This window comes from Alteromonas sp. 14N.309.X.WAT.G.H12 (assembly GCF_036697315.1).
Lineage (GTDB): Bacteria > Pseudomonadota > Gammaproteobacteria > Enterobacterales > Alteromonadaceae > Alteromonas.
Map to the genome: position 1 here is coordinate 1 of NZ_JBAHZB010000005.1, position 12,999 is coordinate 12,999.

The window sequence follows — 12,999 nt, forward strand, 5'->3', positions numbered from 1 at the left end:
CACATCCTTAGTTATTGCCCAGTCAATTTTTGAAATGGTTAGACAAATACTCACAGGCTCTCCATAAAATATAACGCCCTAATTTGGTGGCACAAACATGTGGGCTATACTGCGAAGCAGAGCCCGCGTGTTTGTGTCCCCAACATTTGTTTGTTAGGTGCGCGCTTCTTCATATCTAATATCCATGTATTTTATACATTTTACATGGGGTTTATGGAACTTTGTTTTTGCTATGGTTCTTCTCGCACCACGAACATAAGCGTGAGAGCTTGCCCCAACGACATCTATATTTTCAGTCTTTCCTAGCTCATTAACTATGAACTTCAAAGATACTGATTCCGATATCGTCTTTGCTCCTAAGCCTCCGGCTGGTGCCCCTGGCCATACTAGTTCTAGCGGTGATAAAGGTATTATCTCTTCACCACAAAATTCAGCCGAATCTTCAGCATGGGACAAAAACGGCAATAATAGAAAAATGAGTATTACTATCTGTTTCCCCATGTAGCACCTAACAATTTAATGTGCGGAAATAATCCTTTATGCAACATGGAATATTTCCATATATCATACTAATAACCCGCTAACTTTTGCATAAAAAATGTGTAGCATCAAACTCTTACCTGTTATTGCTGTGTTTAATTTATTAAGTGCGGCGTGGCGCCTGTTTATCTCTCTTTGTAAAAAATGCGCGACATTCGCCCTGTCCAGCAGGCTTCAAAAAGTGTTTTTATACCTGAATAAAGGCATCAGGTGAATAATGAGAATTTGGTATGCTTTAGCTACAGCCCCCGCAGCCACACTTGCACCAACGAGTAGGTTTTATGCTTTTTTTGGGGGAAGCGAATGATGAAAAAAAGTGTAAGAGATTGGAAGTGTAAACAGGTATATCAATAGTGAGTAATAAAAAAGCGAACCAACTGGCTCGCTTTTTTGTTTTTACTGACCTTAAAACTCAACTACCGGTTACAAACTTTATTCAAGCTACAAACTTAATTCCGGTAGTTGCATTCTTTATATACAACCTACATACACCTACTCTTCTACATAACTCTCAATAGCAGGGCAAGAACACATTAGGTTACGGTCACCGTAGACATCATCAATACGGTTTACACTTGGCCAGAACTTGTTGCGGGCAACACTCGGTACTGGGTAAGCCGCAACCTGGCGGTCGTAGCTACGGTTCCAATCGTTGTCGCAAATGTCTGCCAGCGTGTGTGGCGCATTGTGCAATGGGTTGTCGGTGGCATCCCATTCACCGCTTTCCACCTTGCCAATTTCTTCGCGAATGCTGATCATCGCTTCAACAAAACGATCAAGTTCGTACTTGGCTTCCGATTCCGTTGGCTCAATCATTAGTGTACCTGCCACCGGGAAGCTCATGGTAGGCGCATGGAAACCGTAATCGTTCAAACGCTTGGCGATGTCCATTTCAGTCACGCCAGACGCCTCTTTAAGAGGGCGCAAGTCAATAATACATTCGTGCGCTACGCGGCCATTACGCCCCTTATAAAGCACCGGATAATGCCCTTCTAACGATTTGGCTACATAGTTGGCATTTAAAATGGCCACTTCGGTAGCTTTACGCAAACCCGCAGAGCCCATCATTTTAATGTACATATAGCTAATTGGCAGAATAGACGCACTGCCCCACGGCGCAGCAGAAACCGCACCACAATTGTCCCCGGCTGTTTCCACATTCACCACTTTATGGTTGGGCAAGAAAGGCGCTAAATGGGATTTAACACCAATGGGTCCCATGCCTGGGCCGCCGCCACCGTGTGGAATACAAAACGTTTTGTGCAAGTTAAGGTGCGATACATCCGAACCAATAAACCCAGGCGATGTAACGCCCACTTGCGCGTTCATGTTGGCACCGTCTAGGTAAACCTGTCCACCGTGCTCATGCACAATGTCACACAGTTCACGAATGGTTTCTTCATAAACACCGTGAGTAGACGGGTAAGTAATCATGGCGCATGCCAAATTATTGCCCACTTCCGCCGCTTTTTTGCGGAAGTCCTCAACGTCAACGTTGCCGTTTTTATCGCACGCTACCACTACCACTTTTAAGCTAACCATTTGCGCAGAGGCAGGGTTAGTGCCGTGGGCAGAACTGGGAATTAAGCACACATTTCTGTGCCCTTCGCCACGGCTCTCATGATAGCGCTGAATGGCCAGCAAACCGGCATATTCACCTTGCGCGCCCGAATTAGGCTGCATAGAAAGGGCATCGTAACCGGTAATGTTGATTAGCCAATCGCTCAGCTCACCAATCATTTCCTGATAGCCCTGGGCTTGGTCAACCGGCGCAAAGGGGTGAATTTGTCCAAACTCCGCCCAGGTAACGGGGATCATTTCGGCGGTAGCGTTTAATTTCATGGTACAAGAGCCCAATGAAATCATAGAATGATTCAAGGCTAAGTCTTTATCTTCTAATGACTTAATATAACGCAGCATTTCAGTTTCAGAGTGATACTGATTAAATACTTCGTGGGTAAGAATATCAGAGGTACGTACCAACTCAGCAGGAATAGACTGGCTACCCTGAGTAGTCACTTCGGCATCCAGGGTTTCTACCGATAAACCGTGACCTTCGCCTAGCAGTACGTCAAACAAGGCCTGAATATCTTTACGGTTTGTGGTTTCATCCAATGAAATACCCACCGCGCCGTCGATATCTGCACGTAGGTTCATGCCTTTCGCGTAAGCATTTTCCAGTACATCCGCTTTGTTGTCGGTCAGTACGGTAAGGGTGTCAAACCAGGTGTTATGCTTAAGATCCACACCTTTTTGCTTCAGGCCAGTGGCAAGAATATCAGCAAAGCGATGAATGCGATTGGCGATGGTTTTTAACCCTTTAGGGCCATGATAAACCGCGTAAAAAGACGCCATATTGGCTAGCAGTACCTGTGCGGTACAAATGTTAGAGTTAGCTTTTTCACGGCGAATGTGTTGTTCCCGGGTTTGCAGGGCCATACGCAACGCGGGGCGACCGCGAGTATCTTTACTGACACCAATAATCCGACCTGGCAACGAACGCTTATAGCTGTCGCGAGTAGCAAAAAAGGCAGCATGCGGGCCACCATAACCCATAGGCACACCAAATCGCTGGGCACTGCCTAAGGCAACGTCTGCGCCTAATTCGCCGGGCGATTTTAGCATCACTAAGCTCATCAAATCCGCGGCAACAGCCACAATGCCTTTTTTCGCCTGAACGGCAGCAATAACGGCACTGATGTCTTTCACTTCGCCGGTGCTTGTGGGGTACTGTAAAAGTGCGCCAAATACGTCATGATCCGCAGCTTGTTCCGCTGGGCCTGTGACAATACCAAAACCAAACATTTCGGCGCGGGTTTGCACCACGTCTAAGGTTTGCGGATGCACGTCATCAGCCACAAAGAACAGGCTGGATTTTTTGTTTTTCGATACCCGTTTTGCCAGCGTCATGGCTTCTGCGGCCGCCGTTGCTTCATCAAGCAAGGACGCAGAGGCCAGTTCAAGGCCCGTTAAATCAATGGTAACTTGTTGGAAGTTTAAGATCGCTTCTAAACGGCCTTGGGCAATTTCTGGCTGATATGGCGTATACGCAGTGTACCAACCTGGGTTTTCCAATACGTTACGCAAAATCACATTGGGCACATGGGTATCGTAATAGCCCATACCAATAAAAGAACGGTTGATTTTATTTTTACCGGCAACGGCTTTTAACGCGGCCAGTGCATCAACTTCTGTCTCGCCCTCTCCTACTTCGATGGGCTTATCCAATTGAATTGCCGCAGGCACAGTTTGCGCCATTAAATCGTCTAGTGAGTCTGCGCCCACGGTGGCCAGCATGGCCTGAATTTCTTCTTCACCCGGGCCAATATGACGACGAGTAAAGGCATTTTTCTGCTCTAACTGAGCCAGTGTAAGAGATGAATTCGACATAGTTTTAGTTAAGCACTTGCAATGAGTTATAAAATAAAAGGGGCGTAACGCCCCTTCCAGCCTATTTTCGATTCCGGCTATGTCGACGGATTAATCTTCGTCGATACTATTCGCATAGCCTTCTGCATCGAGTAACCCTTCCACTTCAGCAGGATCTTCCGCTTTAATTTTAAATAACCAGCCGTCACCGTATGGGTCGCTGTTTACTTGCTCTGGGGCATCTTCCAAAGCTTCGTTGACTTCAATGATCTCGCCGGTAATTGGCGTATACACGTCAGACGCCGCCTTAACAGATTCGGCTACGGCCACATCATCACCGGTACTTACTGCGTCACCCACATCGGGTAAATCAACAAATACCATATCACCTAACAATTCCTGAGCGTGCTCGGAAATTCCGACGGTAAATACGCCATCACCTTCTGGACGTACCCATTCGTGAGTTGCTGCATAACGTAAATCTGTTGGGATATTGCTCATAATAAGTTCCTGATTATTCCTAGTTATTGGTGATTACAATACACTTTTACCATTGCGAACAAAGCTGGGCTTAACCACGCTTACTGTAACCCACTTTTTACGCATTTCCACCTCTACCGTGTCACCGGTATTCGCAGGTACGCGAGCTAATGCGATGGAATGCCCTAATGTGGGTGAGAAAGTGCCTGATGTAATCACGCCTTCTCCTGATTCTGAACGAATTTTTTGGCCATGGCGCAACACGCCTTTATCCGTCATCACCAAGCCCACCAGCTTCTCGGTTCCGGCGGCTTTTTGCGCTTCTAACGCTTGGCGACCAACAAATTTACGATCTTGCGGTTCCCATGTGATGGTCCAGGCCATATTGGCGGCCAACGGTGATGTTTTATCATCCATATCCTGACCATACAGATTCATACCGGCTTCAAGACGCAAGGTATCCCGTGCGCCCAATCCACAAGGCTGTACACCGGCATCTAATAGATCTTGCCAGAACTGGGCGGCACGATCCGCCGGCACCATGATTTCATAGCCAGCTTCGCCGGTGTAACCGGTAGTAGCAATAAATAAATCTTCAGCCTGTACACCGAAGAAAGGTTTCATACCCGCTACCGATTCTTTTTGCGCTTCGCTAAACAAGGTAGCGGCTTTTTCTTTGGCGTTGGGGCCTTGAACCGCAATCATGGCAAAATCAGGCTTTTCAGTAATCGACACATCAAATCCGCTGGCTTTTTCATTCAACCAGTTCATGTCTTTTTCCCGCGTGGCCGAATTCACCACTAAACGGTAGTTAGTATCGTCAAAGTGATACACGATAAGGTCGTCTACAACCCCGCCTTCTTCGTTTAACATACCGCTATATAATGCTTTGCCTTTATCTTTTAACTTCGCCACATCGTTGGCCAGCAAATAACGTAAATAGTCTTTGGCTTGCGACCCGGTCACATCCACAATGGTCATGTGAGACACATCAAACATCCCCGCGTCTTTTCTTACTGCGTGGTGTTCTTCAATTTGTGAACCGTAATTAATTGGCATATCCCAGCCAAAAAAATCAACCATTTTGGCACCGGCTTCCAGGTGCTTGGCGTGTAATGCAGTAGTGTTCGACATGCGACTTGTTCCATTTCGATATGATAAAAGCGTGACCAAAGTATAGGTTTGTCTTTCACCGGCTTTCAAATTGGAATTTCTTATCCTTACATTTGCATTTATAATATACACAACCGAAATCATCAGAATTTTAAATCTTTATGATTAAACAATTGTCGTTGGATAATTTACGCACCTTCGTTAGCGTCATAGAACAAGGTGGTTACGCCAAGGCGGGTGACTGGCTTGGGCGCTCGCAACCGGCAATTAGTTTGCAAATAAAGAAGCTGGAAGAGCAACTCGGAAAAAAACTGTTTACCAAAGTGGGACAACGACATATGCCCAGCAGTGATGGCAACTGGTTGTACCCCAAGGCCAAGGAGTTGCTGGCACTAAACGATGCAATTTTCCACGCCCTCGATCCCGTGCCCTTAAGCGGTCGCTTGCGCTTAGGTATTCCTAATGAGTTTGCTTCAACCTTGTTACCCGGCATTGTCGGGGAATTTTCCAAGCGCTATCCCGATGTGTCGCTGGAAGTGACCTCGTCATTAAGTCGCGATCTGCTTCATGCCTCCCGGCGCAGTCAATTTGATGTGATCTTGGCGTTGGTGAATCCTGACGAGGTCGCTGCGGGGGAGTTAGTGTTAGAAGATGATATGGTGTGGGTTGGAGACAAAACCCGGCCATTAAAACATGAGCCGATTTCCTTGGTACTTGCCCCGGATGGCTGCATGTACCGAAGCCGGGTTATCGACCAATTAAAACAACAAACCCGGGCATGGAAAATCAGTTACACCAATGCGGATCTCAGTGGTTTGGTGGCCGCCATTCAACAAGGGCTAGGGATCACCGCTTTGGCGCGCTCCAGCATGCCGGAAAACCTTACCGTGTTAAAAGACAGCAAACTGCCCAGTCTGGGCAAAGTGAATATTTGCTTGTTTAATCAGGATACCCAGCATCCGGTGGTCAGTCGTACGCTGGCGGAATTTATAAAGTCGAAGCTTCAGCACAGGTGATGTGCCGGTTTACCAACCCATGGCTTGGGCAAGCCACTGACGTTTAACTGCCGGTAACGCATCGGTAGCCACCAGCCCAACCCCGCGGACTATTTTTTTCAACGGATGATCGCCATCAAATAAGGTTTTAAACCCTTCCATGGCGGCAATCACTTTAGCCGTATCGGCTTTACGGGCCCGTTCAAAGGCACGTAATCGACGTTCATCGGTGATACTCTTGTCTGTGTCGACACAGGTTTTCAACACCTCAGCTAACGCAAAAGCATCTCGCATACCTAAATTGGCACCTTGCCCAGCAAGGGGATGAATGGTGTGCGCCGCATCACCAATGATCACCACGCCTTTTTTCACCCATTGGCGCGCATAACGCATGGTCAACGGAAAGGCGCTTTTTTCACTTTCCACCGTTAGCACCCCTAACACGCTATCACTTACCGCCGTTAATCGGTGACTAAAGGCGATATCATCTAAGGCCATTATCTCATTGGCCACTTCGTTGCGTTGAGACCAAACAATGGAACATAAGTGCTGATCATTAAGCGGTAATAAAGCCAACGGTCCATCAGGCGTAAACACCTGTCTGGCGCAATTATCATGGGGTAAGGTAGTGCGGATGGTGGCAACAATGGCTGTATGGCCATAATCTTTAAAGGTAATGGGTAATTGGGCTTGCTGACGAATAAAGGAATTGGCACCATCGGCACCAATGAGTAAACGACAGGCCACCACCTCATCGTTTTCCAGCATCACCATGGTTTCACTTTGCCCCCACAGGATCTTATTGATGGATGACTCAATCAGCTTTACATTGCCCTGTGTTTGAATTTCTGCCAGCAGGGCATTCACCAAAACCTGATTTTCGATAATATGGCCTAAATGCTCGGCGGGTAAATCTTCGTTAGAAAACTGTATGCGCCCAAAACTGTCTTTGTCCCACACCGTCATCGTATCGTAAGGACTAATACGTTCTGCCGGTAAATGTGCCCACACGCCTAACGATTGCAACGTTTGCCGATTGGCATCATTAATGGCACTTACCCGCAAAGCCGGCTGCTCTGAAAGAGGCTGATACACCGCCTGATTGCTGATAATGGCAATAGTTAGATCGCTTTCTTTAAGGGCTGCGGCCAAACATAAGCCCACCATACCGCCACCGACAATAACAACATCAACGTTTTCCATGCTTTCTCCTAACTACTTTGGGCAAAGCCAGTGGCTTGTCTGACAAAATGCTGTTTTAAATACGGGCAGTTATCCATTGCCATTAATCCCACATTACGTAATGCAACAAGCCCGGGGGAATCATTAGAAAATAGATGCACCAAGCCATCGGTAAGGGTAATGGTTGTTTGTTTGTCGCGGCGACGAGCTTGTTGGTAAGTCGATAACACCGAAAAGGCGCCGGGATCATCCACGTCTTTTAAGCTCTCCACCAAAGAGACTGCATCCCGCAAGCCCAGGTTAAACCCTTGACCGGCAATGGGATGTAACATTTGCGCGGCATTTCCACACACCACCGCGCGATGGGTATAAACCCCTTTGGTTTGTTGCAATGACAGCGGATAGGAAAACCGTTTCCCAATTTGCGTAATGGCCCCCTGACGCCAACCAAAAGCCTGCTGAAGCGCATAGATAAACTTGCTGTCACTGGCCGCCATCATAGCATCTGCCATGGCTGGCGCTAAGGTCCAGACCACGCTAAACCCGTGTGCATTGGTGGCACTATCGGCAAATTCAGGGTTAAAAGGCAAAAACGCCACAGGGCCTTGGGCGGTAAAACGTTCATAGGCCCGGTGTTGATGAGGCTCTGTGGTAAGCACATTCACCACAATGGCAGTTTGTTGATAATCATCGACGGTGCGTTCAAAACCTAACTGCTCATGCACGAGTGAACGTCCACCATCGGCCAACACCAACAATTTCGCGGTGATACTTGAATGATCATCCAGCGTTACCGTTACCCCCTGTTGGGTGCGCGACGTTGCCGTCACAGTCGCAGGGCAACGTAAGGTAAATCGGGGGGTATTGTCACGCAGTTGTAATGCCTCGCCTAACCGGCGCAGCGACACCACTTCACCAAAACTATCGATATGGTAGTCCCTTGCGTTTAATCGGCACAGCCCAGCAGCGCCTTTATCCGACACCTGAATATGATGAATAGGCACAGATCCCACACGGCTAGCGTGAACATCCAATGCCGCCAGCTCATCTACGGTACGCTTGGCCAGCGCAATCACCCGCTCGTCAAAGCCAGGATGAAGCTGGGTGTGGGAATAGCTTTTCGCTTCTATCATGGTCACAGAAAGCGACGTATGTTTTAGCAGGCCCCGTGCCACAACACTGCCGACGGTCCCCCCGCCAATAATCAGAATATCAGTATCAACCACGTATCAGCCTTTCCTCATAAGGGCTTCAATATCATCTATTTCTTTTGGTACATCTTCGGTTATTACCTCTGCACCCGTTGCGGTAATAACAAGGTTATCTTCGATACGCACGCCAATGCCTTTGTATTTTTGTGCTACCGGAGAATCGGTGCCAATATAAATTCCCGGCTCGATAGTGATCACCATACCCGGTTGCAACGGACGATCTTCACCGTCTTGTTGATAATCGCCAACATCGTGTACATCAAGGCCAAGAAAATGACCGATGCCATGCATGTAATAGTCACGATAGTCTTCCGTTTCCAAGTTCTCACTTACCGAGCCTGGCAAGATAGACAAATCAATCAGGCCCTCAACAATCACCTCGGTGGCGATGGTATTGGCTTCGGATAAGCTCATTCCTGGGCCTATTCTATCGATAACCTGCTTTTGCGCTTCAAGCACAATGCGGTAAATCTCCCGCTGCGGCTGAGTAAACTTACCTGAAACAGGAAACGTACGGGTAATATCCGCAGCATAGCCATAATATTCTGCCCCCGCATCGATCAAGATCAATTCACCGTCATTCACCACATCGCTGTTTTCGGTGTAGTGCAAAATACAGGCGTTTTCACCACTGCCCACTATGGTGCTGTAGGCAGGGTAGCGTGCACCGGCCATGGCAAACTCATGATGTAGCTCTGCTTCAATTTGGTATTCATAACACCCCGGATGGGCAAATGTCATAGCCCGCTTGTGGGCTTGACAAGAGATCCTAGCCGCCGCTTTCATCATGGCGATTTCACACGCAGATTTAAATAATCGCATTTCATGGATAAGTGGCGACACATCGCACATGGCTGCGGGAGCTAAATTTTCTTTTGGCGCGTTACACAAATGTTTACAGACATCCATGATGGTTGCGGTGGCAGCACCTTCACCATGCATGGGAAAATAAACGTGATCATGGCCGCCTAACCATTCATACAAAACCTCAGAGAGTTCATCGGTACTATAGGCTTCGTCGAGGGCGAAAAATGACAGTCCGGCATCCACGCCTAAACGCCGCCCTTCCCAGATCTCCGATTGCTTATCTTTGGCTCTAAACACCATGGCGCGGTAGGGATCGGAAAACTGGCTGTGATTGGATAACAGCAGCCAGCTGTCCGGTTCATCAAACCCGGTAAGATACCAAAAATCGCTGTCTTGCCTAAAAGGAAAGGTGGTATCGCGGCTACGGGTACACGCTTTGGCCGCCGGAATAACGCAGACACTCTCAGGTTCGCACAGTGACAACAGGCGATGTTGGCGTGAAATAAACTCTTCTTTACTGATCATAAATTAATGTACGGAGGGTTTATCTTGTTGATCACCTAATAAAGAGGCACCCAGTTCGTTAAAACAAAGCAATGCAGAAATCTTTACGTATTCCACCACTTCGGTAAGGGCGCGCTCGGATTCTTCATCTTCCGTCATCGGCTCTTCCATCCGGGAGATATCGGCAAAATCTTCCAGCGCCTCTTTGACGTCATCGGAACACTGCATCAAATTCTGTTGATAAAGGCCAAAGCCGAACATAAAGCCCTGTACCCAATTAATCAGTCCTAAACCGCGATCATTAATCGGCGCTTTATCATCGGGCAACATCAGGTTCAGTGTAAACTCAGCTTCTACCAATTGCTGACACAAGGCGTTAAACACACCGGTAAGCAGGTTTTCCAGTTCGACAGGAAACCCCGCCCCTTCATTCATGGTGTCTTTCAGTACATCCAACCATTTGCGATCAGAAACCGGCATTCCGCCACATAATAACCCACACAAGGTGCCTTGAATTTCAGCGCCATCGGCAATCACATCATATTGCGAAAGCATATTTGTTACATGGTCGTAGTCGAGTTGTTTATCCACGAATTTATTTCCTGTCACTATTTGCGCTCATGCTAACAAAAACCCCGTATAAAACCCAGTTTAACCCAAATTATGCGCACCATTTGTCCACTTAATCCATACAAGCCTTTTCACAGCGAAAGGAATGCTTTAGGATCAGCCCCGTTGTGTTGTTAATTGCAGTCAAATCGCAGTAAAAACTTTGAAATTCCCAACCAAATGGTCAGGTCATAAACATTCGGTTTTTACTGGGCTGCAACCAAAAAAACAGTGTTTTTTATAAGTATTCGAAAGATTGTACGTGATATGCTTCACGAAGCGCATCGTTTGATATACTCTGTGACGCTGTTTATAAATTTTATGTCTTCTGGAATGTTTGCCAGTTTATTAATGTCCCTGGCCGATGCTTTAAACCTAGGAAGATGAGCCCGTAGCTATTGCGCAAGCTCGGCATGTACCGAGAAGCCTACGGCTATGGCGAGTCTTCCGCCCTGAACTTTTCGGTTCACGGGCGAACAATAGACAGCGGCATTCTGGAAGGCGCCCTCTTTCGACGGTAGAAGAAATGGCGATTATTAATTTTGGTTCAATCAACATCGATCATGTGTACCAGGTAGAACATTTTGTTCAACCCGGAGAAACACTGGCGTCCACACAATATAAGCAACTGTTAGGCGGCAAAGGAGCGAATCAGTCCATTGCACTGGCCCTGGCAGGCGCAGATGTTAAACACGTTGGCGCAATTCACGAGTCTGACGCAACATTCAAGCAAACCCTTATTCGCAAAGGCGTCGATTGCCAGTACGTGTCCTGTACTGACACACCGTCAGGCCATGCGATTATTCAGGTTACCCCAAGTGGTGAAAACGCCATTGTCCTGTTTGGCGGTGCTAACCTCACCCTCAATGAAGAGACGGCCCAAAAAGCCCTTAGCAACACTGGCTCATCCGACTGGGTACTCACCCAAAACGAAACCAGCAGCATTGCAGACATCTTAAGTTTAGCGCACAGCAAACAGCTGAAAGTGGCCTTTAATCCTGCGCCCATGAGCGATTCGGTGAAAGCGTTGCCCTTAGATTGTGTCGATTTGCTGATTGTGAATGAAACCGAAGCCCAAGCAATTACCGGTCAGTCTACAACTGAGTCCATTGTGGCGTGGTTTACCGACAACTGGAAACACGGCGAGGTGATCCTCACCCTAGGTAAAGATGGGGTCATCATGGTTCGCAAAGATGGCACGACCATTAAGGTACCGGCATTTACGGTCGATGCCGTGGATACCACCGCGGCTGGCGACTGTTTTATCGGGTACTTTTTATCCGCGTACAGTCAACACACCGACGCCCGTCAGGCCCTCATACGCGGATGCGCAGCATCTGCCATAGCCGTTACGCGGGAAGGTGCAGCCCAGTCTATCCCTACCCAAAATGAAGTTGATCACTTCTTGGCAAAACACGGCAAGTAGCATTTAAGGAATATCCACCATGACTCATAAAATAATTCTCGATACCGACCCAGGTATAGACGACGCAATGGCTATCTTTTTCGCCTTTCAGCACCCAGACATTGAAGTGCTTGGCTTAACCACCGTGTTTGGTAATGTGCCGGTTTCCATGGCAGCACGCAATGCCCTGACGCTGTGCGAGATGGCCGATCAGGATATCCCTGTTACCCAAGGCGTAGGTATGCCGTGGGTAGGGCCTGAATCAAGCTATGCGCATTTTGTCCATGGCGACGATGGCTTTGGTAATACATTTCCCGAGGCATCAAAGCGTGAGCTCGACCCTCGTAGTTCTGCCCAGTTTATTGTTGATATGGCCCGTAAATACCCAGGTGAAATAACACTTGTGGCCATCGGTCCTCTTGGCAATCTGGCGCTGGCGTTACGCTTAGAGCCGGAATTACCTAAATTGGTCAAAGGCGTAAGCATTATGGGCGGTGCAGCGTTTGTACCAGGCAATGTTACCCCTGTTGCTGAAGCCAATATCTGGAATGACGCCCATGCAGCGGCGATTGTTTTTGATGCCCCTTGGCCATTGACCATGTTTGGTCTGGATGTCACGTTAAAAACCCCGTTTACGTTACCTTTCTTGGACAAACTGGAAAATAACAATGAAAAACTCGGTGGGTTTGTTAAACGGGCGTCGCAATTTTATGCTGATTTTTACTCACAAAATCGACCTGACAGAGTGTGCTTCTTCCACGATGCCTTCCCCCTAGCCCATTTG

General features: G+C 47.8%; 11 protein-coding genes and 1 other RNA gene. 4 read left to right on the forward strand and 8 right to left on the reverse strand.

The genetic code is table 11. The features are described 5' to 3' along the window. Positions 1 to 153: 153 nt before the first annotated feature. The 4 genes from V5298_RS03730 to gcvT all read right to left on the reverse strand — a co-directional run bounded on the left by V5298_RS03730 (position 154) and on the right by gcvT (position 5,523). Positions 154 to 501: a hypothetical protein gene (locus tag V5298_RS03730; RefSeq protein ID WP_332930131.1), complete on the reverse strand. Its 348-nt coding sequence runs from the start codon at positions 499 to 501 to the stop codon at positions 154 to 156. A gap of 531 nt (positions 502 to 1,032) precedes the next feature. After that, complete coding sequence (gene gcvP, locus V5298_RS03735) at positions 1,033 to 3,930, reverse strand: aminomethyl-transferring glycine dehydrogenase (RefSeq protein ID WP_332930132.1); 2,898 nt, start codon at positions 3,928 to 3,930, stop codon at positions 1,033 to 1,035. Positions 3,931 to 4,020: 90 nt separating this feature from the next. Continuing rightward, the gene (gene gcvH / locus V5298_RS03740; RefSeq protein WP_332930133.1) at positions 4,021 to 4,410 is read right to left on the reverse strand and encodes a glycine cleavage system protein GcvH; all 390 of its coding nucleotides are present in this window, start codon (positions 4,408 to 4,410) and stop codon (positions 4,021 to 4,023) included. Between the two features lie 33 nt (positions 4,411 to 4,443). Beyond that, complete coding sequence (gene gcvT, locus V5298_RS03745; RefSeq protein ID WP_332930134.1) at positions 4,444 to 5,523, reverse strand: glycine cleavage system aminomethyltransferase GcvT; 1,080 nt, start codon at positions 5,521 to 5,523, stop codon at positions 4,444 to 4,446. Positions 5,524 to 5,666: 143 nt separating this feature from the next. Between gcvT and V5298_RS03750 the strand changes: the two genes are divergently transcribed. Further along, entirely contained in the window at positions 5,667 to 6,518 is an 852-nt protein-coding gene (locus V5298_RS03750; RefSeq protein ID WP_332930209.1) for a LysR family transcriptional regulator, read from the forward strand. Positions 6,519 to 6,527: 9 nt separating this feature from the next. Here V5298_RS03750 and V5298_RS03755 read toward each other — a convergent pair whose 3' ends face one another. Genes V5298_RS03755 through V5298_RS03770 form a run of 4 tightly spaced genes read right to left on the reverse strand, consistent with a single transcriptional unit; the run spans position 6,528 to position 10,792 of the window. After that, on the reverse strand, positions 6,528 to 7,700 hold the full coding sequence (locus V5298_RS03755) for an FAD-dependent monooxygenase (protein ID WP_332930135.1): 1,173 nt from the start codon (positions 7,698 to 7,700) through the stop codon (positions 6,528 to 6,530). An 8-nt stretch (positions 7,701 to 7,708) separates the two neighbouring features. Then, a complete protein-coding gene (gene ubiH / locus V5298_RS03760; protein WP_332930136.1) occupies positions 7,709 to 8,905 on the reverse strand; it encodes a 2-octaprenyl-6-methoxyphenyl hydroxylase in 1,197 nt (398 codons plus the stop codon). Between the two features lie 3 nt (positions 8,906 to 8,908). Next, a complete protein-coding gene (gene pepP / locus V5298_RS03765) occupies positions 8,909 to 10,222 on the reverse strand; it encodes a Xaa-Pro aminopeptidase (protein WP_332930137.1) in 1,314 nt (437 codons plus the stop codon). A 3-nt stretch (positions 10,223 to 10,225) separates the two neighbouring features. Next, positions 10,226 to 10,792, reverse strand: a complete 567-nt coding sequence (locus tag V5298_RS03770; RefSeq protein ID WP_332930138.1) for a UPF0149 family protein — start codon at positions 10,790 to 10,792, stop codon at positions 10,226 to 10,228. 340 nt (positions 10,793 to 11,132) lie between these two features. On the opposite strand from V5298_RS03770, the gene ssrS reads away from it, so the two are divergent. From ssrS to V5298_RS03785, 3 genes are all read left to right on the forward strand, one after another. Then, a non-coding RNA gene (gene ssrS, locus V5298_RS03775) (6S RNA) lies at positions 11,133 to 11,315 on the forward strand. A 21-nt stretch (positions 11,316 to 11,336) separates the two neighbouring features. Then, positions 11,337 to 12,236, forward strand: a complete 900-nt coding sequence (locus V5298_RS03780; RefSeq protein ID WP_332930139.1) for a ribokinase — start codon at positions 11,337 to 11,339, stop codon at positions 12,234 to 12,236. Between the two features lie 19 nt (positions 12,237 to 12,255). Beyond that, positions 12,256 to 12,999 (forward strand): nucleoside hydrolase (locus V5298_RS03785; RefSeq protein WP_332930140.1); only part of this gene is annotated, 744 nt, incomplete at its 3' end.